The organism is Tunicatimonas pelagia, from assembly GCF_030506325.1.
GTDB classification, from domain to species: Bacteria; Bacteroidota; Bacteroidia; order Cytophagales; family Cyclobacteriaceae; genus Tunicatimonas; species Tunicatimonas pelagia.
This window is the reverse complement of sequence record NZ_CP120683.1, coordinates 6,013,234-6,039,486: the sequence shown is the minus strand read 5'-3', so window position 1 is coordinate 6,039,486 and position 26,253 is coordinate 6,013,234. Positions and strand designations below refer to the sequence as shown.

Here is a 26,253-nt window from a genome sequence, read left to right as displayed (position 1 = left end):
GGTAAGAAAAATTGAAAATTACAGATTAGAAAATGGGGCATTAAATTAAAAGATGCATCTCGTTGGTTTCATCAGCGATCAATTTTAAATTCCGGTCTCCGGTCTCCGGTCTCCGGTCTCCGGTCTCCGGTCTCCGGTCTCCGGTCTCCGGTCTCCGGTCTCCGGTCTCCGGTCTCCGGTCTCCGGTCTCCGGTCTCCGGTCTCCAAGCCTCCCGTCAACTACCCATTACTCATCATTCACCACTCATCATTCATTAATCATCACTGCTAACCATCAATTATTATTTTATTAGCTGAAGTGGTTTTTTCTTTTCAGTATTGCTAAGTATCTTTGTCCGGCAAATAACGCTAGATTATTTGCCATGAATAACGCTACCGATAAACTTCTGTACGAAGCTCTCACCTACGACGATGTGCTGCTCGTACCCAATTATTCCGAAGTTCTTCCCCGCGATACCGATACCTCTACCTTTCTAACCCATAAAATCCAACTGAACATTCCGTTAGTTTCAGCCGCGATGGACACCGTGACTGAAAGTGATCTAGCCATTGCGATGGCACTTGCTGGCGGACTTGGGTTTATTCACAAGAATATGTCTATTGAGGCTCAGGCTCATCAGGTGCGGAAGGTAAAACGTTCGCAAAGCGGAATGATCCTAGATCCGATTACCCTAAGTGCTAACTCTACCGTGGCCGATGCCCGCAACATTATGCGAGAGAATAAAATCGGGGGTATTCCGGTGGTAGATAGCGAGCAAAAACTGATTGGTATTATCACAAATCGTGATCTGAGATTTCTGAAAGACTCTGCTCAACCGGTGCAGGAGGTGATGACCCGAAACAATTTGGTAACTGCTAAACTAGGCGTAGGTTTGGAAGAAGCCGAAGATATTCTGCAAGAACATAAGATTGAAAAACTGCCTATCGTCGATGAACACGGTCGCCTGACTGGGCTTATCACGTATAAAGATATTCTAAAAAATAAAGATCGACCCAATGCCTGTAAAGATGAATTTGGTCGCCTCCGAGTGGGAGCTGCCGTAGGCGTTACTCCTGATATTACCGAGCGGGTTGAAGTTCTTAAAAATGCCGGAGTCGATATCATTAGTGTAGATACGGCTCACGGGCATTCTAAAGGCGTAATTGACGCGTGCATTGCTGTAAAGCGTAAGTTTCCTGAACTAGATGTAGTGGTGGGTAACATCGCTACCGCCGAAGCAGCGAAAGCTCTGGTGAAAGCCGGAGCGGATGCGCTTAAAGTGGGAGTTGGCCCCGGAAGTATCTGCACAACTCGCATCATCGCCGGGGTTGGTGTTCCGCAACTCTCCGCCGTTTACGAAGCAGCGAAAGCCGCCCAAGGTTCGGGTATTCCGGTTATTGCCGACGGAGGTATTCGCTTCTCGGGCGATGTAGTAAAAGCCATTGTGGCCGGCGCCAACTGCGTAATGATTGGTTCACTGCTAGCGGGTACCGACGAAGCCCCTGGCGAGGTGATTCTCTACGAAGGGCGCAAATTTAAGTCGTACCGAGGCATGGGTTCCATTGAAGCGATGGAAGAAGGTTCCAAGGATCGCTACTTCCAGGATGCTGAAGATGATGTCAAAAAACTAGTTCCCGAAGGAATCGTTGGCCGGGTTCCCTACAAAGGTTTGGTTGAGGAAGTGCTCTACCAAATGGAAGGCGGGTTACGCTCCGGCATGGGGTACTGCGGAGCAACTGATATTCCCGCGCTGCAACAGGCTAAATTCGTAAAGATTACAGCCGCTGGCGTTCGAGAAAGTCACCCCCACGATATTACCATCACCCGAGAGGCACCTAACTATAGTCCTTGATTTTCTTAATAATACACCATAGATTACTTGTTGCTCTCGGAATTAGTCCCTTGAATTAGGCAAAAATCGGAAGCTCGAGTGATTAGAAAGCTTCGTATCAAACGCTCTTTGCCCAAAAGTTAAATACTCGCCCTCCGGGCCTACCCGACCGGGAAGCAAACTACGGAGTATTTTGGGTATGGTCTACTTCCGGTAGAATTGGGCACACCGGCGGAGATATTGGTTCAACTGCCTTTTTAGGATTTGACCTTAATACTCAATCTGGCTCCGCTGCCATCATTAATTCTAACACCGCCGAGGCAGGTGAGAAAGCCATCAAGCGGCTGGCTGAAATTGTTTGAGCCTACAAATCTTTCGAGCAGGTGGATTAGCCATTATGCTTTTGGAAGCTGGGGGCTAGGATTTAGGCACCAAGCTAGCTAATGCTGAGCATCTTTTACCTTCTTACACTTGGCTCCCAGCTTTTTGTTTCCTTACACTTATCTCGCCCCTTTTCTTCTCACCTTTAATCTAAACTATACGCTTCCCACCTGTACCTCCCTGCTCCCAGCCTCAAGCACCCAGTTACAAAATTTATGTTAGTTTTGCACCTGTAAGCCTAACTACAAATCCGTTGATGTGGAAGGGCTGAACTACTATGGTCAAGTTGCACTTTCATAAGAATATAATCCGATTATCACTTTTTCTGGGCATTGTCGGCTGGGTGGGGCTGGTCACTGTAAGTCTTTTAACGCAGTTTGCCCGCAACCACAATGTACCCTCGGGCTTCAGATCGGAGTTTGCTCATATCTTCTTAATCTTATTTTTGCTATCGGTAGCTGTGTATTATCGGTTTATTACCGGACGTGCCGAGCGGGTAAACTTTATTGACTTGCTGTGGCGGGTATTTGCCACAGGTTTGTTTGCTACTATCATCTCTCTGGCCATTTTCTTATTTAATCAGCTACTGGGCGAAGGCACATTGGTTAGTAAGATTCCGCTACAAAGCTTTTTCTTCTACATCCGCTTCGGACTGTTCTCGGCGTTTATTATCTCCACGTTTATGGTATGGAAACAGCTGATTCTGTACCAAAAATCTAGGCGTCTCATCTTTTTGTGGCAGGTTTTCGAGTATTCTCTTCTGGCTAGCACTATTTTTATTTTCTTCCCAACCCAGGGTAATTGGAGTGTCTTTTTGTTCGTATTGTTGCCTTTATTGCTGCTGGGGCTAGTCCTGTCGGTAAACTTGAAGTGGATCGCCTACTTAGATTTCCGCCAAAAATGGAAGAGCATTTCAATTATGCTCGCCATTGCTATTTTTATTATTTATCATGTTCAGGAGCTTAACGGACATCGTGATGCCCTGGACGAGCTGGTAAACCTGGAGATATTTGTTTTCAACCCGTTTGTTATTGCTACCACCGGCTTTGTACTTATCTACAGCATTTTCTCACTGCTGGTCATTATTTTTAACCTTCCTACTTCTTCGGTGTTCGAGCAAAAATTAGAGGAGATTATCAACTTTCAGCGATTAAGCCAGTCTTCTCAATCAGAATACAATACGGCCCAAATTTACGATATTTTACTAGAGAGTGCCGCCAAGGCAGTAATTGCTGATGCTGGTTGGATTGAAGTTCATCACAATGGCGAGGATCATTTACTTATTAAAAATAGTACTCGAGAAAAAGTGGAGGTACTGAAGAAACGTCTACAGGCCAATACCGACCAGCCTGAAATAATTAACCCACTGCCTCGCCCCCGCTTACAACGGCAAGATTTTGAGCAACGCCAACGGAAACACCGTATCTTAAAACTACCGGAGTACCACTCGGTACTGTGGATTCCGCTGGTGGTGAAGAACGCCATTGTCGGTAATCTAGTGCTAATGAAGGGAGTAAGCGATGGTTTTAATAAGGAGATGATTAGTATCATCACTACGTTTGCCAGCCAAGCCTCTATTTCTATTGAGAATGTTCAGCTGATGAATGAAACCCTAGCCAACGAACGCTACCAAGAAGAGCTAAAGATTGCTAACCGAGTGCACCGAAGCCTACTCCCCAATAAGCCGATCACTAATGAAGCCTTTGATATCTCCGCTTTCTCCGAATCAGCCGATCAGGTAGGTGGCGACTACTACGATCAGTACCAGATTGATGACCATAAATTTATTATTATTATTGGAGATGTTTCGGGAAAAGGCACCTCAGCGGCATTCAATATGTCGCAAATGAAGGGTGTTTTTCATAGCTTGGCTCAGCTTGATTTACCCCCAGATAAGTTTTTAGCCTACGCTAATAATGCGCTGGGGCGTTGCATGGAAAAAACCTCATTTATTACCGCGTCTTTTTTTGTGGTAGATACCCAAAAGCGAGTGCTTAGCTTTGCCCGAGCGGGCCACACCCCAACCTTATATTATAGCAATAAAACGCAGCAAGCGTGCTACCTCGAGACTCGGGGGTTAGGGTTAGGGATTATTCGTAACGAAAAATTTGATCAATACATTGAGGTAAGTAGAAGGCACTATGAGCCTGGGGATATTATTGTGCTTTACACCGATGGGATAACCGAAGCAACGAACGAAGATAATGAGGAGTTTGGCTACGATCGGTTAAAAGATGTTATTCTCAAAAACATTGGCGAATCGTCGCAAGTGCTACAAAAGAAACTTATTGAAGAACTTTACGCTTTTTGTAACCATCGGCCCTTAAATGACGATTATACTGCATTGATAATGAAGTTTACTTAAGTAAAAGAACCTAAATGAGAACACAGCGTATAATAGTTTAGCTATGGTGAAGGTAAGTACTGATTTTGAGGGCGATAGCTGCCTTATCACAATTAACGGAGAGGTAGATGCCAGTTCATCTATCTACTTAGATGAGGCTTTAGAAAAAGCGATAGGCTCAAATGTTGTCAGAATTCTGGTAGACTGTCAACATCTCAATTACATTTCTTCGGCTGGATTAGGAGTTTTTATGTCTTACATCCAAGAGTTAGAAACTAAAGAGAAGAAAATGGTTTTGTACCATATGAGTGATAAAGTGTATAAAGTCTTTGAGATACTAGGACTTCACCAACTGCTCACGATTGTTGAAACCAAAGAACAAGCAAAGGCTAAAGCTGATGAATTATAGTTACAAAGTATCGTGTTGTAAAGATGAGCTGCAGGGAGTGCGCGACTTTGTAAGGGAAACTCTACGAAATTATACAATCTCTGACGTAGAAATGCATCAACTGGTGCTAGCAGTAGATGAGATTTGCTCTAACTTGATGATCCACTCCCACCAGTGTAATTCTCGCCATAGCATAGAGCTGAAGATCAAGATTGGCGAAGATCGGGGAATCACCTTCGAGATTCATGATTCTGGCAAGAAGGGCTTTAATTTCGATCAGTACAAAGAGCCTTGCATTAAGCAAATTATCAAAGATAGGCGCAAAGGCGGAGTGGGTTTGTTGCTCGTTCGCCGAATTATGGATCATATTGACCATGATTTCCATCCGAAGTCAAAGCGCAATATTTATCGCCTCTACAAAGAGCTGGCTGTTCAACCCACTCATCGAGCTTAAGCTAAGTAGAAATGTCACCTGCTTTATCTCGCTCACTGCTCTAACACAGTAAGCGAGCTACACAGTTGGTGTGGCTCAACTTTTTGGTCAATAATTTGGCAGTTCATCAGCGCATTCATCACCTGTTCGAGCATAGCACGAGAAACACGAAAGTTCGTTTGCCATTTTGTTCTTCCAAACCAACTTTCAGCATCTTCATAAGTAAGGCCATATCGCTGGGCTACTAGCGTAGTGGCATCATCCCGGCTGGTAAAGCTCTTGGCTGATTGTTGCGCTATTTTTAGCAGCACTTCAACCTGAGCCAATGAACTTTGCAGTACTTCATTACGAACAACTACGACAAAGCAAGGCCAGGGCGTATCAAATTCGCCTACCCGACGAAAATCGCCTTGCTCTACAATGGGTTGGGTCATGTATTTCTCCCACATAAAAGCATCAGCCTCTCCGCCGGGTAAGGCTTGGCGGGCGCCCTCCATTCCCCCTACCACTTTCAGTTGCATCTTGTCAAGCGGCCAGCCTCGATGCTTCGCCATTACTACGGCCATGAGGTGCGAACCTGAACCCATGCGACTAATAGCAAATGTTGCGCTTGCTAACTCTTCTACCGACTGATAAGCAGAATTTGCCGCTACATGAATACCCCAGGTAAGGGGGCTACTAATAAATACCTGGACTAATTTACTTGCTCGCTGTTTAACAATATCGGCTATTACGCCTTCGGTAAGCGCAATAGCAATGTCGAGCTGACCATCGTGAAGATCAGCCATCATAGCTCCGGTACCGCCCGGGTAATCTTGCCAATTGACCGATAACCCGTGGGCTTGAAAGTCACCGTTTTCAATGGCCAGATGCCAGGGTAACATAAAATGCTCGGGGACACTACCGACGTTAAATTGATCCATACCTTGTATACATTGTGCTTGCGTTGTAGAACGACTATGTCCTGCAAATTATGCAGTTTTTTAATAATCAAATACTTAACAATTCGTAATTTGTTGTTTTCAACTTGAAATCACGATTAGATGCGTTTTCTATTATTTTTTCTACTTACTTTCGATGGATTTACTTCCGCTTTTGGGCAGACTAGCGATCTAAAGATTGCGGTAGCCGCTAACTTTCTTCCTCCTATGAATCAGGTGAAGGCACTGTACGAAGAAAAATTTCAAGGCACCCTTACGCTTATCGTAGCCTCATCAGGAAAATTAACAGCCCAAATTACGAACGGTGCCCCTTACGATTTCTTCATTTCGGCTGACATGAAGTATCCTGAAAACATCTACGAACAAGGCCTGGCTCAACAAAAGCCGGAGGTGCTGGCCTACGGTACCCTATATTTTTGGTCGGCAAAGCCAAATATCACCTCTGTTGAGAAAAGAATGCAAAAAGCCAAAACAATTGCTATCGCCCAACCAGATTTAGCCCCCTACGGAAAAATAACCCGCCAGTGGCTGCAACAGCACGGCTGGTGGGATGAAGTGAAGGATAAGTTAGTATACGCCGAGAATATCAGCCAAGTAAATCAGTACATTGCTACCGAAGCGGTGATAACTGCCTTTACAGCTAATTCTGCCCAACATATTGAATCTATCCAACAAAAGGGTGGTAGTTGGCAAGAAGTTGAGGGTGCCTCTCCCCTGCCCCACGGCATGGTGTTGCTTCGTAACGCTGAAGCTGCTGAATTCACCGTCGATCAGTTCTTAGAGTTTATTGTTTCTCCGGTGGCCCAAAAGGTTTTTCAAGATTTCGGCTACCAATTGCCGTAGTGTCTATGGATTGGTCGCCGTTTTGGTTAAGCCTTAAGCTTGCATCTATCACTACCGTATTACTTTTCTTGATTAGTCTGCCACTGGTATACGTTATTTATTTCTACGGAAAAAATATTCGCCCGGTACTCAAAGCCTTTGTTAGCCTTCCTTTAGTACTTCCTCCCACCGTTTTAGGATACTATTTGCTTCTCTTACTCCGTCCCGACGGGTGGTTAGGCCAGCTTAGCCAGCGGTGGTTTGATCTTCGCTTGGTGTTTAGCTTCAGCGGTCTAGTTATTGCCTCTATCATTTTTAGTTTGCCCTTTATGGTCAATCCGGTGCTTTCTGCCCTAGAAAGTTTACCCAATACCTACCGGGAGGCAGCCTACACCTTGGGAAAATCTCGGTGGAATACCCTTATTAATGTGTTGTTGCCCAACATCAAAGCATCCTTGTGGGTGGGTGGCGTTATGACTTTTGCTCATACCATTGGGGAGTTTGGCGTAATCCTGATGATTGGGGGAAGCATTCCTAATGAAACCCGCGTAGCTTCTATTGCTATCTACAACGAAGTGGAAATGCTGAATTACGCGAATGCGAATGTATACGCGGTAATCTTACTGCTTTTTTCTTTTATCGTACTTATTTTGGTTTATTCGTACCAGCACCAGCGTACCCGAGGCATTATTTAATGACCGTTCATTTACAAAAACAGCTAAGAGGCAGTACCCAACCTATTTATCTGGATGTTTCTTTTGAGATTCAGCCCGGAGAAATTATTGCCATTATGGGTCCATCGGGTGCCGGAAAAACTAGTATTCTGAAAATGATTGCCGGATTGCTCTTGCCTGACCAAGGACAAATTACGGTAGGTAACCGTACTTGGTTTAACAGCCACCCTCGTGTTAACCTGAGAACGCAACAACGCTCTATTGGCTACGTATTTCAGGATTACGCGCTGTTCCCGAATATGAATGTTCGCCAGAATCTAGAATACGCCCTACCCGCTGACCAACCACCTCGTGCCATCGACGATATTTTGGAGCTAATCCATATTCAGAATTTAGCTGGTCAAAAACCGACTGATCTTTCGGGTGGACAACAACAGCGGGTGGCCCTGGCTAGGGCATTATTACGTCGCCCTAAAGTACTCTTGCTCGACGAACCTTTTGCTGCCTTAGACGAGGAGATGCGAAGTAAGCTACAACAAGACTTAATGACATTGCACCATCGTTATCAAACAATTACCGTGTTAGTAAGCCATACCCCCTCAGAAGTTGCTCGACTGGCCAACCGGGCTTTTTTACTGCAAAATGGCAAAGTGGTACAGCAGGGGCACCCCTCTACCGTATTAAGCAATACTGACCCCGCTACGCTACTAGAGGGTGAAGTGCTCACCGTACACAACGGGCAAATTACGCTAGTGGTGAAAAATTCGCTTAGTATTATTCATCTTCCTGAAGACTCTGACCGCTACCGAGTTGGTGATACGCTCTATATTACAGCCGATCAATACCATGTTCAACGGAAAAAGGAAGTATAATTTTATTATTTCTTAGTATTATCTATCAATTTCTTTTCTAATTAAGGCAGTTGTATTAAGCCTCCTTTTTGTGGGTAATCAGCGCATTTTTAACTATATTCTTATCTTTATCATTCATATTGCTTACCCTACGCTGTTTTGATTGGGGATTTTTTTATGCACGACACTAATATTTTAATCGTAGAAGATAATGCCATTGCTCAACTAACTTTCGTACAGTATCTACGAGATTTGGATTACCATAATGTTGTGGTAGTAAACAATGGCTCAGAGGCCTTGGATGCAGTTAGAACCTCGACCATAGATATAGCTTTTCTGGATATTCGCATTCGAGGTAGTATGAGTGGGTTAGAAACGGCTCAACATATCAAAGATATTAACCCGCTGCTTCCCTTCATTTTTCTAACTGCCAGCACTGACCAGCGAACAGTCCGGCAAGCCCTTGACTGTGACCCCTACAGTATTCTTAACAAGCCCTACGATTTAGCTACACTCCAGAAAACGATTGAGGGTGCCATAAACTACCGAGAGTGCCAGGAGGAAGCAAGTGTATTGGACACTCAGTCCATGCTAGACCAGATTTTGAACACAACTACGGTAGGGGTTTGTATAACCAACGATGAAGGAAATTTTGTGAAAGTGAACAAAGCCTACTGTACCATTTATGGCTACTCCAAGCCCGAGCTGATTGGACAGTCCATCACACTGGTGCTTCCTAAGAATATTCACAAATATGCCCAAGCGCAGCATCAGGAGTATCTTGCTGGTGGCACCGAAGAAAATAGCGGAGAATGGCAAACAATTGATAAACACGGAAACTTTAAAGATGTCTCTATCCAAGTGGGTAGGCTAGTTGGTGATAATGGTCAGCGGTTCAAGCTTGAGACAGTGAGTGATATTACCAAACGCAAAGATGATGTGCGGAGGCTAACTCAGGCTTTAGATGAAAAAGATTCGTACGCTCACGAGGTTCATCACCGAGTAAAAAACAACATGACCATTGTCTCGGGCTTACTGTATTTGCAAGCAGAAAAAGTAAAGAGCCAGCCGTTTGTATACGATCTGTTTCAAGAAAGCATGACTCGTATTAAAACGCTCGCCCTTATTCAAGAGCAGCTTTACCGTAGCGATAATTATACATTCATTAACTTAAGAAATTACATTCAATCGTTGGTTAGTAACGTGCAAAAACTATTTCGGGAAAAAGCTGAAGAGATTCATGTTGAGCAAGAAGTCACTAACAAACCTCTCGATGTAGACCGAGCTATTGCCTGCGGACTAATTATTAATGAAGTAATTACTAACAGCTTTAAATACGCCTTCCCTCCCACTTCAACTGATTCACCTAAAATCCATATTCAGGCTTTTTTTAAGGAGAGTTGCATACATATAACTATTCAGGATAATGGAGTAGGCTTACCGACTGAGTTTAACCTAATTGATGGGACTACGCTAGGTTTTCAGCTAATTTCAAGTCTAACTCGGCAGCTTAATGGCACTATCAGTATTGATAATCAGAAGGGCACTCAGGTATATCTAAAATTTCCGCAATAAAAAAGCCTCACTTCAAATAAGCGAGGCCAGTGCTAGCTAAAATTCTATATCGGCTACTGAACATCTTTGTTAGGAAGTACATTGGTGATAAGCTTTACCCGCTCTTGAGCATTTACTGCATTCGATACTACAGTAACCACCTTGTTCTGTCGCCCTTTTTTTCCGGTGCTATTAAATGATACCTCAATCTTCGCACTTTCACCGGGCGCAATAGGTTCGCGAGGCCACGCAGTAGCCGTGCAACCACAGGTAGTAAGCACGTTAGATAAGATCAGTGGTTCAGTTCCAGTGTTTTCAAACTCAAAAGAGTGGCTTACTTTATCGCCTTGAATGATATCACCAAAATCTTTAGTATCCTGAGCAAAAGTAATTTGAGGACCCGCGAGATCTTCAGTAGTGGCCTCTTCTTGGGCTACTACCGAGCCAATAAAAACAAAACTGAACAGTAGTGCGAAAGCAAATTTCATGGTATTACGTTTATTAGTCTGATTTAAAGGGGTAACAAAAATCAATCCTGAAATAATTTCCAGCGTGGCCAATTTTCTGAAAGCACGTATGGTTCTGTAGTTTTTTCTCTAAAATTTTATCCCTTCTTCCAACGCTTTCTTGCTAAACAGGGTCAATCTAACAACAATCTAAAAATACCATCAGTAATGAAGCTAGTACACATCTACAGCATTGTTTTTTTTACCATCACTCTTCTGTTTTCCGGATGTATGGAGGACACCGAATCTGATTTTGAGCGACAGATACGAGAAGACGACTCAGCCCTGGAAAATTATCTTGCAGAACATGAAATTAAAGCCGAACGATTAAATAGCGGCATCTACATTGAGCCTTTACGCGAAAACCCTGGTGGCACAGCCGTAGAAAATGAGTCGATTGTAGCTGTTCGCTACCGATTACGAACATTAGCTGGAAAAGCGATTGATAGTCTCGATAGTGCTGCTTCCTCGCTACGGTTTTTCCACGCCCAAAAATACCCGAATGCCTTGTATCCCCGAGGCATTAATATTGGGGTAGGCCACATGCGAACGGGAGAGCAGTATCGGCTTTACCTTCCTTCCTACCAAGCGTTTGAGTCTTATTCATTTGGGCAGTATCTTCCTCGAAATGCCATTTTAGTAGCCGATATAGAGGTTGAAGAGATCATAACCAAGAAGGCCATTGAGGAAGAAGAAGAGCAAATTATTACTAACTATGTAGAAGAACATAATCTTACCGATGTACAGAAGTTACCTTCGGGTGTTTTCTTTCAGTTGCTGGAAGAAGGTAGTGGTGAACAACCAACCACCGGAGCGCTGGCTAAAGTTAACTTTAAAGGCTACTACCTCGACGATGCGGTATTTAGCGAATCGGAAAAAGACAATCCGTATGCGTTTTACGTAGGAAAAACAAAGGTTATTCCGGGTTTTGAAGATGGAGTTGAGGCTATGAACAAAGGAGCGAAAGCCCGAATTTTTATTCCGTCACATCTGGGATTTGCTGAGGGCGTTCAAGTAATACCTCCGGCCATCCGAAAGAATTTTTTGGAAGAACTCAATGCACGCAATTGGCGACCCTATGAGCCCGTAATCTTTGAACTAGAACTGGTTGACTTTTAGTAGTTATACGCTAGATATGGTAAAAAAACTATTTCCTCTCGTAGCTATTGCAGCCCTATTGTTCGGCACTGGTTGCCGGGAAGATGAAGTTAGCACTAATACTTTGGATGGCACCTGGGTCGAGTCTAGGGATCAAGCAGATACCCTAGTGTTTGAAGGCGAAAACTCTTTCATACTCAACCGAGGTAGAGAAGAACGGAACGGTCACTTGCTGCCCAAATATGGGGCGGGTCTTTACTTTTACGAGTTACGAACAGATACAATTTCCGTTCGCAATTCTGTATCAAGCTCCTCAATATATCGTGAGGTGTTCATAAAAATTGAGAGCGATAGATTGATGATCGGTGATTTTTATCAGAAAGATACTATTAACCCAGAACTTCTAACTTTTGATAAGCTGTAATAGGCGTTGAACCGTAGGACAGGTACTCACTGATTAAAATGTGAAATAAGAAATATGAGATGTAAGACAAGGGTTTTCATATTTCACATTTTACAAAAACGTTGGATTATCCAGACGGGTAGCAATGCGAAATGCGGCGTTGACCAAACCCACGTGGCTGTAGGCCTGTGGGAAGTTCCCCCACTGGCTCCCCGTTTCAGCATCTACATCTTCACTAAATAGTCCTACGTGGTTGCTGAACTTCATAATACTCTCAAAGGTCTCAATGGCTTCATCTAGCCTACCTACACAGGCCAGGGCTTCTACGTACCAGAAAGCGCAAATCAAAAAAGTCGTTTCTGGAGTACCAAAATCGTCGGTGTGTTTATAGCGATAGAATAAGCCCCCTTCGGAACGAAGTTCTTTCTCCAGGTTAATTAAATGATTTTTCGCTAGGTCAGAGTTGCTATCCAGATAATTCATCATGATAAGCTGCAAGGTACTCGCATCCAGATTGCTGGTACCAATAGCCTGTGTGTACACTTTCCGAACCGGATCGTAGCAAGCTTCAATCTTATTAGCCGCCAAATCGCGTAAGTGCACTGCCTTTTTCTTGAGACGATCATCCTTCATAAAATCGGCAATCTTCACCGCTGCTGAACTTCCTGCCCAGTGGAAAAGATAGGTATAGCAGTGCAGTTGCTTAAAATCTCGGAATTCCCACAGACCGGCATCTGGCTCCTGAATAAACATTTCAATTCGGTTGAGCACATCGGCAGCCAGCTTATCAGAGCCAGCCCGTTCGTCCTGATTGAAGCGAAAATCAACGTAGAGCGGCAGCAGCGAAAGCAGTACCTGGCCGTACACATCGTTCTGAATATGTTCGTAAGCTTGGTTACCAACGCGTACTGGTTTGTTACCTTTGTAGCCCTCTAAGTCAATAATTCGCTCTACGAGCTGGTTACGCCCCCCAATAGCATACAGCGGCTGATAACGGTCTCCTTGCGTAGCCGAAATATTAGCGATGTAATGGAAGTACCGCTCTAACTCTTCAAAGTGCCCAATATTATTAAACGCATTCAAAGTATAGTAGGTATCCCTCAGCCAGCAGTAACGGTAATCCCAGTTACGGCCACTGCCCGGCGACTCGGGTAAGCTGGTAGTAGCTGCGGCAATAATTCCTCCGGTATCTTCGTACTGATGAATTTTTAGTACCAAGGCGGAACGCAGCACTTCGCGCTGACCAAAGTTTTTAATGCTGGTGCTCTTTACCCAGTTGCGCCAATAATTGGTTGTGCTCTGTAGAAACGCTTCAGAAGTACTTCGTACCGGAGCTTCTAACGGGGCTCCGTACGTTAGCACCAAATACTTAGTATCGTTCAGTACAAAATAATTGTTCTCGATAATATGAGTGAGCGAAATATCAGTAGTCAGACGAATCTCCCGCTCTAACCCTAAAAATTTGATATGATTGCTAGCCTGATTATTTACCAGCTTCAGATCACCGTATTCGCCTACTGGGTTGCAGGTAACTTTCACTAAGGGTGTACCCGACAATGGCTCTAGCTTGCGAATCAGCATGAGTGGTTTGAAATTCCGGTCGTACTGCAAGAAGCGAGGGGCAAAATCAGTGACCCGATACTTTCCTTCGTCAGTAGTAATTTCAGTGCATAGTACATTGGTATTCTCTTGGTAGTACTGATGAGTATCGAAAGAAGTAGATTTAGGTTGAATACTAAACTCTCCCCCCTTTTCTTTATCCAAAATACCCCCGAAAACGAAGCTGCTGTCGAAGCGGGGCCAGCACAGCCAAGCTACATTCGTATCTTTACCAATGTGCGCCAGAAAAGCACAATTTCCAATCACTCCGTACTCGTAAGTATGTTTGCTCATTGTTTTGTATATACTACCTAGAAAATAAAGTGCATAATAACGAAGCACTCGGGTAAATTCAAACGATACGTCAGTTATACCAGTAAATAGTACGTTTTTATCCGTTTTACTTACGTTAGTAAGAAACTGTAAGAAGTTGTTTCAACCAATTTTATGGTTTTTCTGCTCGAAGTGTGCTAATTTTTACCATCGAAAAAGTAGGGAATAAGACAAAAGTCACCGATAAGTATCTCCCGTAACAGTTATTACTAACCAAGCCTCTAAACCATGAAAATTATCGCTATTGGGCGCAATTACGCAGACCACATCCAAGAACTCAAGAACGAAAAGCCTGACGAGCCAGTGGTTTTTATGAAACCCGATACGGCTTTGCTAAGAAATGATGACCCGCTGTATTACCCGGAATACACTCAAAACATTCACTACGAAGTAGAGATTCTTGTGAAGATTTGTCAGGAAGGAAAGTATATTCAGGAGAAGTTTGCCCCTAAATATTACGATAGCATCGGTATTGGTATTGACTTCACGGCAAGAGATTTGCAGCAGAAAGCAAAAGAGAAAGGTTTGCCCTGGCTGCTGGCCAAAGGCTTTAACGGATCGGCACCAATATCGGAGTTTGTCCCGAAGGAGAAATACCCTGATTTGCAGAACCTAAACTTTAGCTTGAAAGTGGACGGGGACACCAAGCAAGACGGTAATACCAATTTGATGTTGTATACCGTTGATTCGTTGATTGCCTATGTTTCTCAGTTTATTACGCTTAAAAAGGGCGATATTTTGTTTACCGGCACTCCCAAAGGTGTGGGGCCAATTCAGCGGGGCAATGTGTTAGAGGCATTTATTGAAGATCAAAAAATGTTGACTTGTGAAATTAAGTAGGGTTGTTGTACTAATTTGTATTCCGGTGCTGTTCGCTTCGGTGGGGTTTGAGAACGATGATTATTATCTGTTTCCTATCCGGCCGGGTGAGCAAAATTATCTGTCGGGCAACTTTTGCGAGCTTCGGAGTTCTCACCTGCACGCCGGAATAGATATTAAAGTCGGCGGAGTAGTTGGCTCTCCGGTTCACGCCACCGCTGATGGTTTTGTGAATCGCATCAAAATTTCCTACGGTGGCTACGGTAACGCTATTTACATCCAGCATCCCAACGGAACTAGCAGTGTGTACGCCCACTTACACGAATTTAATGACCAAATTCAAGCGTACATTAAGCAGGCGCAGTACCGAAAAAAATCCTTTACCATTGAGCTGTTTCCGCAGAAAAACGAATTAGCGGTAAAGCGAGGCGAAGTGATTGGCAAAGCCGGAAATTCCGGTTCTTCAGGTGGGCCACATCTGCACTTCGAGATTCGGGATGCTAACCAGCAACCGATGGACCCGCTCAAATTCGGATTTAAAGAAATTGTGGATAATGTGCGCCCTTACGTTCGCCGTATTGCACTGACTACCTTAGACGAAGGTGCCCGAATCAATGGGCAGTTTGGTCGCTTCGAGTTTAGCCTAAAAGATAAAGGCGGTAAATACGTAGTAGACGAACCCATTGCAGTGCGAGGCACCGTAGGCGTTGAAGTGGCGGCCTTCGATAAAGCTACCGGAGCACGAAATGTGTACGGTGTAAAAGAAACTAAGCTGACGTTGGACGGCCAATCGCAGTTTCACTGCAACATGAAGAAGTTTTCTTTCTCCCAGGCCAAGAATATCCACGTTCACACCAACTACGAGGAGCGTTATCGTCAGAACCGCACTTTTTACAAGTTGTACGTAGATGATGGCAATACCCTCCCGTTTTATAAAACAAATGCTCAACAGGGAAAAATTACAATTAACGACGATCAGCTCCATCAGGCAAGCATCACGCTGGCTGATATTAGCGGTAACCAGAGCCAAGTGAATTTCACCCTGCAAGGCCAGACAGAAACCGATAAATCCATTAACACCCGCTACTTTAGCAAACCGTATTCCAGCCAAAATTACCACGTTCGAGGCAACATATTGCAGCTATTTGCTCCGGTAGATAAGAATCCGGAAGGAGTTTACCAGCGCAAGCTGGCCACGTTTTTTTCTAGTCGCCTTACTTTTGAAGAACCTCCGGCCTACGTGGTGAACGACGTTGCGGTCTATTTGTGGAACCTCAACCGGGGTATTCCCGATTCGGTTGATATGTGCGGGGATATAAGCAGTTTGCCCATTAAAGTACGTGTGCCTTCTCGAAATGCGTTCAGCTTTTATCAACCGCAAATGAATGTTACCTTTCCCAAATCTGCTCTGTTTGATACGCTGTTTCTCCAGATGGATTATCAGATTGATGCGGGACGAGAGCTATTTCGTATTCATCAGGGCAACGTACCGCTCCGGCAGAATATGCAAGTACTGCTAAAACCCCGGCAATTTCCGGCGGGGCCTCGCGATAAAACGTCGGTGTATCGGATAGATACCAAGGGCGATTTGGGTTACGAGGGTGGCGACTGGAAAAATAATAATATCAGCTTCCGCACCCGTAACTTTGGCGATTTCATTCTGGAAGTAGATACTATCGCTCCGGTAATTACTCCGCTCAGCATTAGTTCTGACCGACTGCGTTTTAAAATTGAAGACGTAACCTCGGGCATTCGGGAATATGAAGTCTACGTAGATGGAGAGTGGCTGCTAATGCACTACGATTACAAACGAGACCTAATCTGGTCGGATCGACTAGACGATTCTAAACCGCTCCGGGGTGAAGTAAAACTTCGAGTGCGCGACATGGTGGGGAATGAGAATGTGTTTACTAAAACAATAGGTCCGTAATCCATAACACACTATGTTACTCTATCATAAATCTGTTATGGTAGCTTTATCAGTCTTTAGCTATTCGTATTGCTTGGCGGTAGTCCCCGGAAATGACCTCTAAAAGGTACACTCCTGTTGCGTATTCACTTAAGTCGAGTACTGTAGTTGCTTTCAGTTCATCGTGGATTACACATGCTCCTAAAGGATTATACAACCGTATAAGCCCGTGATGAGTATTGATTGGTATTACATTCAGCAATCCAGTAGTAGGGTTAGGGTAGACCTTGGAAAGGGTAACAGAAAAGCTAGGCAAGCCAGTGATTATATGTGGCTCTATCAACAACGTTCCTTCGTTATATTGAAAGGCATAATTTTCATCACTCCCCCCACCAATTTGTATAGGATAGCTTCCTATTGGATCCAGTCTGTTTGCATCAGTGAAAGCTATAGGTTGTTCAGATAGCTCCTCAATACTGTCATCTCCGATCCACCCTGTATAGGTTAGCAAGAACTCAGGGTTTGGTAAGCCCTGTTCTCGCTTAACGTCTTTTGCGGTAACTGATAACACTGCCTTACTAACGGTTAAATCCTGACTTACTGAAGCTGCTGGTTTATACCAATCGTTACCCTGCTGAGAAGCTTCAATGGTGGTACTACCAGCTCCAAGAATGACTACCTCGCCGTTTTCTACCCGAGCTATCTCAGGATTGGAACTCACGTAGCTCAATGGCAAACCAGCACTTGATTGAGCCGAAAGCAGTACGGAAGCGTCACCGTAGCTTACTTTCGGGATGGCTTCAAACGTGATACTTTGTAGCTCTTTCTGTATGATGAGCTTTCCTGGGATATAATCGAATGCATAATTCCTATCAGCACCTTCTCCTAAAACGATATCGTATTCACCAGGAAGGCTATTCTGATCCGCTACTGCGGATGCCTGAGGCAAAGCATCAATCTGGCTGGAACTGTCACCTCTTACCCACCCTGAGTAACTTATGACGAACTGTGGATTTGGCTCCCCCGCTATCTTATGGTAGTCAGCAGTCGTAACAGTCAAGGGTACCTTGTCTACTTCTAAGGATTGGCTCACCGGAGTTGCTGCCTCGTATGTACTACTACCTTCCTGAGAAACCGTAATTTTTGTGACTCCTGCACTGTGTACCATAACAGTGTCTCCTACGATAGTAGCTACTGTTGGATTAGTGCTGGAATACGATAAGGGTAGATCAGCATTCGTCGTTGCACTTAACGTGAAGCTTTCGGTAGCATAGCTCACATCCGGAAATTCATCCATCGTGATAGCTTGGGGCCACTTTGTTATAGGTGAGAAGCCTTTCAGTTGTAATAGAAACTGGTCGCGACCACTTGCTGTCAAAGTAGTAGATTGCCCACCGACCGGATTAAAATTTATTACCCTTTCAAAATCTCCTCCTAAAAACAAGTGATCGCTGAATACTGCTAACTTATTACCATAACCTATCCGGCTGTTACCGAAGCGCAGAGCACCCAGGTAATTGCCGTTCTCGTTGAGCTTCAGAAGGTAAACATTTGAAACGCAAACCGGTGGAGTTGAGAGATTGGCCTGGTTGGAACTAGGATCGAAATCAACGGTATATTGAAAAGCTCCCGTAAGGTAAATTTGCCCGTGTCTGTCACGAGTCAATGCCCGGCCATCATCCCAGCCATTCTTTCCTATGGAATGTCCCCAATTCAACGCTAGGTTTGCGTTATAGGCTGCCACAAATATGTCATAGCTTCCTTTGGAGGTAATTATCCCCTCAGGATGGTCGTCATCCAGGTGTAATCTACCCTTAAATCCGCCCGTGATGACTACATTCCCATTATCCTGAACGATCATATCATTAAACTGATCGGAAGAATTACCTACGATAGATTTTGCTTTTTCGTAAGTGCCGTCGGCACTGAATTTCACCAGAAATAAATCAGTAGCAGCGCTGGCTGATAAATGGACTGTGCTACCTATCGTTAGCTCGCTATCCTTATAAAAATCACCAGCGATCCAGATAATGCCCTTGGGTGAAGCAGAAATACTGATCTTTCGGTAATTTTGAATACCCGGACGCTCCCATATTAACTCAGCGTTTAAGTCTAACTTATACAAGCTACCACCTTCGTTGATATAGAAGTAGTCGTGGCTTAAAGTAGCTACCCCCGGCACCACCTTAACCCATTGAAAAGCTCCGTCCTGGTTAAATTTGCTAATAAAAAAAATGTTTGTGCCGGACAACGTTGAGTGACTCTCTGCACTTGCGCCTTCGCTAAAGTCAATTGATCCACTTTTTAATTGTCCGGTAAAGTATAGGTTATCCTGGCTATCGTAAAACAAGCGACTAGCGTACGTGACCAGTTGAGCGTCCAAGGTTTTAGACCACAAAAGTTGCCCTACAGGATCAAATTTTACGATAAAAGAACCAAAATCAGTAGCCTCGTAGCTCTGTCCGTTAATCGTAATCTGATTCTTGAAATAACCACAAATGGCTACGTTTCCCTTTCGGTCTACTTCTACGGAATTGGTACCGTTTTTTCCTATGCCACCGCTGCTCCCGTTATAATGTTGTGCCCAATTCAGGGTAGTCTGTGCATTAGCTAATTGAGAACTATAAATAGATAAGAATGTGAAGAGCAGTAAAATATAATATCGCCTTAATATTAGCATAGTATTAATAATTTTTACCTTGTAAAAAATCAGTTCAAAAGCTCTCAGTAGAACTTATAAATACATGGTAACTAAATTTCTATTTGCAAATAATTATTATAAATATACAAATAAATATTTATAAAGTTATAATATTATCAATTCTATGCCCAAGCCTTCGGAAGTGATTGCTTCGTATTTTCCTCATCAGCCTACCGAAGGACAACAAAACTTATTTTTATTATTCGATCTTTTTTTAGCTCAGAAAGCTGACCGAAAAACCGCTTTGTTGCTCAAAGGCTACGCTGGCACCGGTAAAACTTCGGTGGTAAGTGCGCTGGTGAAAGCACTGCCCGTGTTTGATCTAAAACTAATGCTACTAGCCCCTACCGGACGAGCTGCGAAGGTAATGGCCAGCTATTCGGAGCGTAGCGCATTCACCATTCATAAAATTATTTATCAGCGAGTAGCCGATCCGATTTCGGGACGATTGCAGTTCTCCCGCCGAAAAAATTATCAGAAAAACACACTGTTCGTCATCGACGAAGCTTCCATGCTTTCTAATGACATTGGGGCGAGCCGTAGTGGTTTACTCTCCGATTTAATTGATTACGTATTTGAACAACCTAGCAACCGGCTGATGCTTATTGGCGATTCCGCTCAGCTTCCCCCGGTGGGTCAAACCCTTAGCCAGGGCTTAGATGCTGAGCACCTGGAGCATTTTTACGGACTTACTATTTTTGAAACTGAGCTTATTGAGGTGATGCGCCAGGAGCAAAACTCCGGTATTTTAGATAATGCCACCCAGCTTCGGAAGCAACTCATTCTAAACGAGTTTAGTATTCAGATGAAAACGAAGGGCTTTCCTGATGTCTACCGAATGGAAGGAAGAAAGTTAGAAGATGGGTTACGCTACGCCTACGATAAGTTTGGAAGAGAAAATACCGCCGTTATCTGCCGATCAAACAAAGCGTCGGTGCAATACAATCGGTTTATTCGCCACCAGATATTTTTTTACGAGAATGAGCTAGAAGTAGGCGATTACCTGATGATTGTGAAGAACAACTATTTCTTCACCGAAGAAAACAGCGACATTTCTTTTTTAGCCAATGGTGATTTTGTAGAAATTATCAAAGTATTTAATCTGGAAGAGAAGTACGGATTGCGCTTCGCCGATTTAGAACTACAGTTACTGGACTATCCCGACCAGCCACCCTTTGATGCTAAGATTATGCTGGATGTGCTGCATTCTCCCAGCGTGGCCTTAGAAGAAGAAAAGTATCGCGATCTTTATCAGCATGTGTTGGAAGAATATCAAGATAAAGAAACGCATCAGCAGCAACAAGAAGCCATCCGCAACGATATATACCTAAATGCCCTTCAGGTAAAGTACGCCTACGCGCTCACCTGCCATAAATCGCAGGGCGGGCAATGGGATGCGGTGTTCGTAGACCAAGGTTATTTGCCAGAGGAGAGACTCAATACCGAATATCTTCGCTGGCTCTATACGGCGGTAACCCGCTCTCAACAAGAGCTATTTCTTATGAATTTCCAAGCAGAATTTTTCGCCGACTAAAACTATCCTAGAAACAAGTACTTCACAACAAATCTTACAGCAGCGATGATTGATGATTGATGATTGATGATTGATGATTGATGATTGATGAAATTTAATTTTTTACTACCCGCCATCCAACATTCACCACTAATTATTCATTAACCATTATTCACTATTCGTTACCTTCTTACTTCGGTCTCCCGACTCCGGTTTCCGGTCTCCGTGACTACCTTCAGCAATTCATGATAAAGCTATTCGCTTCTTCAGCCTTCGGCAATCATTTCTTTCAGCAAGGCTCGTACATCTTTGTAAGAATTAACGTTGAAGCGAGCTGCCGAGGTTTTACTACCTACCTTTATAGTGTAGGCCTCTTGAGGCATAGCTTTGAAGGTATCTTCGTCCGTAGCATCATCGCCAATGGCGAACACAAAATCGTGGGAGGTTTGGTTGAGCCACTGGTGAGCCGTACGCCCTTTGTTTACTTCCCGATCTTTAATTTCCACCACATGGTCGCCTTCTAGCACCTGCAAGTTGCTGTTGGATGAAATGTACTTCAAGTGACTAGCTAACTCGCGAGTTCGTAATTCGCCCAAGCCGGTTTCTACTTTGCGGTAATGCCAGACCAGCGAGAAGTCTTTTTCTTCAATGAATGAGCCGGGAGTACGTTGCACGTACATCTCCAGAATTGGCATAATTTCCTTTTTCCAATCACCTTTAATGGGTACTACGGTGCGCCAGTCTTTTTCCACTTCCCGCATCCAGATTCCGTGCTCAGCAATCAGGGTCACATCAAATTCACCCATCCAGCCACCAAGCGTGTCTTTATCGCGACCGCTTATCACCACTACTTTGTTTTTTTCTTCCTTCACCAAATTCTGCATGATTTCCTTCAGCTCATCGTCAGGCTTGGCATCGCGCGGATCGCTGTGAAACCCGGTGAGGGTTCCGTCGTAATCCAGAAAAATAAGTCGCTCGTTAGCCTTACTAAACTCCTTTAACATTTTTTCTTGCGACAGCTCATCTAAGTGGCGGGTTTGCATACTGTGCTGCATTTCCTTAATTGTGGTTAGACTTTTCATAAATAGGTTTACCCAGTGAGAAATATTATAACGCTTTAATGAATTCTGCATGTTGGTGTTGTGCTGAATCTGCTCTTCTTCGGGCATGGTTAACGCCTCATTAATTGCTTCAACCAGCTGGTTGGTATCATTCGGGTTAATCAGAATAGCATCCGAAAGTTCTTTAGAAGCACCGCACATCTCACTCAGAATCAGTACGCCCTTCTTATTTATTTTGCTGGCAATAAACTCTTTACAGACCAGATTCATACCATCGCGCATTGGAGTTACCAACGCCACGTCAGCCATTCGGTAAAAGGCCGACAGTTCTTCCAGCGGAAACGAGCGATAGAAAAAGTGCACCGGAGTCCAGTTAATTTTCCCGTACTTTCCGTTGATACGCCCCACCAAACGATCTACCTCCTCTTTCAGTTCTTTATATTTTCCTACTGAGTCGCGCGAGGGAACCACCACCATAATAAGCGATACTTTATCGCGGTATTTGGGGTAGCGATCAAAGAACATTTCAAAGGCTTCCAGTCGCTGAGGAATTCCTTTGGAGTAATCTAGTCGGTCGATAGATAAGATGAGTTTCTGATCGCCCAAAGAAATCCGGTAGTATACTTCTTTCTCTAAAGCACCGGGAGAAGCGGCGGCCTCGGCGTATTTGTCGTAGTCAATTCCCATTGGGAAAGAGTCTACCATTACCTGCCGGTTGTTTACCACTACCAGCCCCTGGGAGCTGCTTAATCCGGCTAATCGGCTGGCCGAACTAAGGAAGTGGCGCATATCATCGTAGGTATGAAAGCCTACCAAATCAGAACCCAACACTCCGTTTAGAAGCTCGCGTCGCCAGGGTAGTAACCGAAATATCTCGTAAGAAGGGAACGGAATATGCAAAAAGAAGCCAATGCTTAGTTCAGGCTGAGCCTCACGTAGCATACCGGGCACCAACATCAACTGATAATCGTGCACCCAGAGTGTATCGCCCGGCTCAGTTTTCTTCAGAATTTCATCGGCAAACTTACGGTTCACTCGTTTGTAGGCTTCCCACAGCCGAGGCTCGTAGATGGCATACTGCGTGAAGTAGTGAAAGTTAGGCCAGAGGGTTTCGTTACTGAAGCCTTCGTAAAAGTCTCGAATATCGTCTTCGGTCAAAAAGATCGGGAACATACTCTCTTTCCCAATGGATTCGGTAATTTCTTTTTTCTCCTCCTTTTTGCTAGTAACTAGTCCAGGCCAGCCAATCCATAAGTTGTTCCCTTCTTTGTAAATTGAACCCAAACCAGTAGCCAACCCACCGGCACTGGTTTGATACTCTAGTTGTTCATTTTCGTTACGGGATATTTTAATGGGGAGGCGATTCGATACAATGATGGTCTTGGCCATAAAACAGCAGGTTGTACGCGTAGTTGATTAGTGTAAGCTTAAAAAGTTTACCTTAAAGTTACTATAAAAAGTAGGTAAAACCCGAAGGAAGAAGGCTAAAATCTAGATTTTAAACCTCGCAGCTTTATTTCAGTAAGAATGCGCTTAGTATCCAGTGGAAAGTCACCTTTCATCATCCAGTCGTAAAAAGCTGGTTCAGAAGCTAGCACTTCCTCTATTGGCCTATTTTTGTGTTTTCCGAAGTTGATAATTTCGACACCATTATTGTTGAAGCTAAATCGCCCGGCTAAATCTACCATTTTAGTAGTAGATACTTGGTGTAGCGATTCCACATCATCACGAATTACGCCTACCTTATTACCTTGTAAATCCACCACTTCTTCGCCAGCATACTTTTCCACTTGGGCTTTCAACACTTCTAGCGTGGCCTGAGTATCTGCTTCGGCACTGTGAGCGTCTTCCAGATTCTTCTGGCAGTAAAATTTGTAGGCCGCCGATAGCGTACGCTTTTCCATCATATGGAATATTTTCTGAGCATCTACCAACTTCCTTCGGCTTACGTCAAACTCAATATTCTCCCGAAGAAAAGATTCTACCAGCATGGGTACATCAAATTTAATGATATTGAACCCAGCTAAGTCGCTACCCTCCAGAAACTTATGCAGTTTACGAGCCACTTCCTTAAACGTAGGAGCATCCTTTACATCTTCATCGTAAATGCCGTGAATTAAGCTGGTTTCCTGCGGAATCGGCACCCCGGGGTTAATCCGTTGGGTAAGCGTTTCTGTCTGCTGATTAGGCAGTATTTTGATGAAAGAATACTCTACTATGCGGTCTTTGGTAACATTAACTCCTGTGCTCTCCAGGTCAAAAAATGTTAAAGGGTTCTTCAGTTTTAAATTTATCATGCTTTCATGGAATTCGATTATTTAATTGCTTTTTAGTCCACGGTCAATAGTCTACAGTCTACAAGTTTAGAAGCCTGAAGTGTTCAGGTGTTGATGTCCGATTGCTAAATTGTTGAATGGTTATTAGTCCACGGTCGATAGTCTACAGTCCACAGGTTTAGAAATTTGAAGTGTTAAAATGTTGTGGTATTGGGTATTAATTATCAGTCATTATTTATGGACTCGTTAGTTTCATCAACCATCGGTTTTGAATTCCGTTCTCCGTGCTCCGTTTTCCCTTAGTCATTACTCCCCGCGCCAACCGTTCTCTATCTACCCGATAACTTCTTTGCCAAGCTCAACCAAATCTAATCCGCCAAAGGTGCCGGAGCTCATCATTAGTAGGTTTTTATTGGGCCACTCTTGTTCTGTCAGATACTTTTTGAGTTCGTCGGTCTGAGTAAAGATGAGAATATTATTTTGGTTAAAAGCGGTTTTGAGCTGTTCGTCAGTTAGTGGAATTAATTTTTTATGTTTAGAAACTTCAGGGTTATGATAGACGATGGCTACGTCGGCATCTTTCAGCGTATCTTGGTACTGCCCTACAAACTCAGGATTTAAGCTACTGTAGGTGTGCAGTTCTACACAAGCCACCAATGTTCGGTCAGGAAATTGGTTTTTTACTGCTTTGGTGGTGGCTAGCAATTTTGACGGGGCGTGAGCAAAGTCTTTGTACAACCGAGTACCCTCGTTTTCAACTACTAGTTCCAGGCGCATATTTGCACCCTGGAACGAACCAATAGCTGAGTAGAACTGCGCTTCGGTTACGCCAATCCGCTTGCATACTTCCAGGGCTCCGCTAATATTTTGCATATTGTGCGATCCGAACAACTTAACAGGCACTTCGCCTTCGGGCGTGGTAAGATAACTTTTTCCGTCGCGCACTTGGTGCGAATGGGTTTTATATTCTATTCGGGCAACATCGGCTCGCTCTTTTCGGCCGATTACAGTCGCCATATCATCCTCTTCGCAGTAAATTAGTACTCCGGCTTTGGGCGAGGCATCGGCAAAGCGATCAAACTGCTGCACGTATTCATCTTCCGTCTTAAATACATTGTAATGATCCCAAGCAATGCCACTGATCAGCCCAATATGGTGGTGATATTTCAGAATTTTCGGGCTACGGTCAATGGGAGAGGAAAGGTATTCGTCACCCTCAATAATAATAAGCGGCGCATCACTAAGTTGTACTCGCCCTGGTAAAGCATCAATCTTGGCACCAATAACATAGTCGAAGCTCCGGTTTAGTTGGCTTAGAACATGCACAATTATGGAGGTGATGGTTGTCTTACCATGACTACCCGCAACCACGACCCGTTGTTTATCACGACTGTTTTCGTAGATAAAATCGGGGTACGATAAAATAGGAATGTTCAATTCTTGCGCCTTCTGTAACTCAGGGTTATCGGGCCGGGCGTGCATCCCTAAGATTACGGCATCCAGTTCTTTGGTGATTTTCTCAGGGAACCAACCGGTTTGTTCCGGTAGTAGTCCAGCCTTAGCGAGAGCACCTCGGGCGGGATCGTAAATTTCGTCGTCAGAACCGCTTACTTGTACCCCTTTTTGGGCAATATGCAACGCCAGATCATGCATTACACTACCGCCGATGGCGATAAAATGCACTCTTTTTAATGAATTAGACATAGAAGGAACATCGTTTTTCCAGAGTTATGGCAAAGTTAGGACAAAAAGCCTGACGAGCAATAGCAATGTACAATGAGCGATGATTGATGATTGATGATTGATGATTGATGATTGATGATTGATGGAAGTTAA

General features: G+C 44.0%; 20 protein-coding genes. 13 read left to right on the top strand and 7 right to left on the bottom strand.

Annotation, left to right across the window (positions count from 1 at the left end):
- Nucleotides 1-362 precede the first annotated feature (362 nt).
- The 4 genes from guaB (at nucleotide 363) to P0M28_RS25830 (ending at nucleotide 5,378) form a co-directional block, all read left to right on the top strand.
- Nucleotides 363-1,832, top strand: coding sequence for an IMP dehydrogenase (gene guaB, locus P0M28_RS25845; RefSeq protein WP_302206314.1), 1,470 nt, complete (start codon nucleotides 363-365; stop codon nucleotides 1,830-1,832).
- Between the two features lie 637 nt (nucleotides 1,833-2,469).
- Complete coding sequence (locus P0M28_RS25840) at nucleotides 2,470-4,557, top strand: PP2C family protein-serine/threonine phosphatase (protein ID WP_302206312.1); 2,088 nt, start codon at nucleotides 2,470-2,472, stop codon at nucleotides 4,555-4,557.
- Nucleotides 4,558-4,600: 43 nt separating this feature from the next.
- On the top strand, nucleotides 4,601-4,945 hold the full coding sequence (locus P0M28_RS25835) for an STAS domain-containing protein (RefSeq protein ID WP_302206310.1): 345 nt from the start codon (nucleotides 4,601-4,603) through the stop codon (nucleotides 4,943-4,945).
- Nucleotides 4,935-5,378, top strand: coding sequence for an ATP-binding protein (locus tag P0M28_RS25830; RefSeq protein ID WP_302206308.1), 444 nt, complete (start codon nucleotides 4,935-4,937; stop codon nucleotides 5,376-5,378). Before P0M28_RS25835 ends, P0M28_RS25830 begins: the two co-directional genes overlap by 11 nt.
- A 32-nt stretch (nucleotides 5,379-5,410) precedes the next feature.
- Here the strand turns inward: P0M28_RS25830 and P0M28_RS25825 are convergent, their stop codons facing one another.
- The gene (locus P0M28_RS25825) at nucleotides 5,411-6,280 is read right to left on the bottom strand and encodes a substrate-binding domain-containing protein (RefSeq protein ID WP_302206306.1); all 870 of its coding nucleotides are present in this window, start codon (nucleotides 6,278-6,280) and stop codon (nucleotides 5,411-5,413) included.
- Between the two features lie 120 nt (nucleotides 6,281-6,400).
- On the opposite strand from P0M28_RS25825, the gene modA reads away from it, so the two are divergent.
- The 4 genes from modA to P0M28_RS25805 all read left to right on the top strand — a co-directional run bounded on the left by modA (nucleotide 6,401) and on the right by P0M28_RS25805 (nucleotide 10,220).
- A complete protein-coding gene (gene modA, locus P0M28_RS25820) occupies nucleotides 6,401-7,141 on the top strand; it encodes a molybdate ABC transporter substrate-binding protein (protein ID WP_302206304.1) in 741 nt (246 codons plus the stop codon).
- A 5-nt stretch (nucleotides 7,142-7,146) separates the two neighbouring features.
- Nucleotides 7,147-7,815 carry a molybdate ABC transporter permease subunit gene (gene modB / locus P0M28_RS25815; protein ID WP_302206302.1) on the top strand — a complete coding sequence of 223 codons (669 nt, stop codon included), beginning with the start codon at nucleotides 7,147-7,149 and terminating at the stop codon, nucleotides 7,813-7,815.
- The gene (locus P0M28_RS25810; protein WP_302206300.1) at nucleotides 7,815-8,666 is read left to right on the top strand and encodes a sulfate/molybdate ABC transporter ATP-binding protein; all 852 of its coding nucleotides are present in this window, start codon (nucleotides 7,815-7,817) and stop codon (nucleotides 8,664-8,666) included. The genes modB and P0M28_RS25810 overlap by 1 nt, the downstream gene beginning before the upstream one ends.
- A 138-nt stretch (nucleotides 8,667-8,804) precedes the next feature.
- Nucleotides 8,805-10,220: a sensor histidine kinase gene (locus tag P0M28_RS25805; protein WP_302206298.1), complete on the top strand. Its 1,416-nt coding sequence runs from the start codon at nucleotides 8,805-8,807 to the stop codon at nucleotides 10,218-10,220.
- A gap of 53 nt (nucleotides 10,221-10,273) precedes the next feature.
- Here the strand turns inward: P0M28_RS25805 and P0M28_RS25800 are convergent, their stop codons facing one another.
- Nucleotides 10,274-10,687, bottom strand: a complete 414-nt coding sequence (locus P0M28_RS25800; protein WP_302206296.1) for a DUF1573 domain-containing protein — start codon at nucleotides 10,685-10,687, stop codon at nucleotides 10,274-10,276.
- 186 nt (nucleotides 10,688-10,873) lie between these two features.
- Between P0M28_RS25800 and P0M28_RS25795 the strand changes: the two genes are divergently transcribed.
- Together P0M28_RS25795 and P0M28_RS25790 are read left to right on the top strand one after the other, a co-directional pair.
- A complete protein-coding gene (locus P0M28_RS25795; RefSeq protein ID WP_302206294.1) occupies nucleotides 10,874-11,824 on the top strand; it encodes an FKBP-type peptidyl-prolyl cis-trans isomerase in 951 nt (316 codons plus the stop codon).
- A gap of 16 nt (nucleotides 11,825-11,840) precedes the next feature.
- On the top strand, nucleotides 11,841-12,227 hold the full coding sequence (locus tag P0M28_RS25790; protein WP_302206292.1) for a hypothetical protein: 387 nt from the start codon (nucleotides 11,841-11,843) through the stop codon (nucleotides 12,225-12,227).
- 90 nt (nucleotides 12,228-12,317) lie between these two features.
- On the opposite strand, the gene P0M28_RS25785 is transcribed toward P0M28_RS25790, so the two are convergent.
- A complete protein-coding gene (locus tag P0M28_RS25785; protein ID WP_302206290.1) occupies nucleotides 12,318-14,099 on the bottom strand; it encodes a glycoside hydrolase family 15 protein in 1,782 nt (593 codons plus the stop codon).
- Nucleotides 14,100-14,366: 267 nt separating this feature from the next.
- Here P0M28_RS25785 and P0M28_RS25780 point away from each other — a divergent pair, with 267 nt between their 5' ends.
- Nucleotides 14,367-14,978, top strand: coding sequence for a fumarylacetoacetate hydrolase family protein (locus P0M28_RS25780; protein ID WP_302206288.1), 612 nt, complete (start codon nucleotides 14,367-14,369; stop codon nucleotides 14,976-14,978).
- Nucleotides 14,965-16,887, top strand: coding sequence for a M23 family metallopeptidase (locus P0M28_RS25775; protein WP_302206287.1), 1,923 nt, complete (start codon nucleotides 14,965-14,967; stop codon nucleotides 16,885-16,887). The genes P0M28_RS25780 and P0M28_RS25775 overlap by 14 nt, the downstream gene beginning before the upstream one ends.
- Nucleotides 16,888-16,936: 49 nt before the next feature.
- Here P0M28_RS25775 and P0M28_RS25770 read toward each other — a convergent pair whose 3' ends face one another.
- Nucleotides 16,937-19,546, bottom strand: a complete 2,610-nt coding sequence (locus tag P0M28_RS25770; protein ID WP_302206285.1) for an MBG domain-containing protein — start codon at nucleotides 19,544-19,546, stop codon at nucleotides 16,937-16,939.
- A gap of 145 nt (nucleotides 19,547-19,691) precedes the next feature.
- Here P0M28_RS25770 and P0M28_RS25765 point away from each other — a divergent pair, with 145 nt between their 5' ends.
- Complete coding sequence (locus P0M28_RS25765) at nucleotides 19,692-21,101, top strand: ATP-dependent DNA helicase (protein WP_302206283.1); 1,410 nt, start codon at nucleotides 19,692-19,694, stop codon at nucleotides 21,099-21,101.
- 245 nt (nucleotides 21,102-21,346) lie between these two features.
- Here P0M28_RS25765 and P0M28_RS25760 read toward each other — a convergent pair whose 3' ends face one another.
- The 3 genes from P0M28_RS25760 to P0M28_RS25750 all read right to left on the bottom strand — a co-directional run bounded on the left by P0M28_RS25760 (nucleotide 21,347) and on the right by P0M28_RS25750 (nucleotide 26,121).
- Nucleotides 21,347-23,530, bottom strand: coding sequence for a bifunctional alpha,alpha-trehalose-phosphate synthase (UDP-forming)/trehalose-phosphatase (locus tag P0M28_RS25760; RefSeq protein WP_302206282.1), 2,184 nt, complete (start codon nucleotides 23,528-23,530; stop codon nucleotides 21,347-21,349).
- A gap of 95 nt (nucleotides 23,531-23,625) precedes the next feature.
- Nucleotides 23,626-24,435, bottom strand: coding sequence for a 3'-5' exonuclease (locus tag P0M28_RS25755; RefSeq protein ID WP_302210942.1), 810 nt, complete (start codon nucleotides 24,433-24,435; stop codon nucleotides 23,626-23,628).
- A 315-nt stretch (nucleotides 24,436-24,750) separates the two neighbouring features.
- Nucleotides 24,751-26,121, bottom strand: coding sequence for a UDP-N-acetylmuramate--L-alanine ligase (locus P0M28_RS25750; RefSeq protein ID WP_302206281.1), 1,371 nt, complete (start codon nucleotides 26,119-26,121; stop codon nucleotides 24,751-24,753).
- Nucleotides 26,122-26,253: the final 132 nt, after the last annotated feature.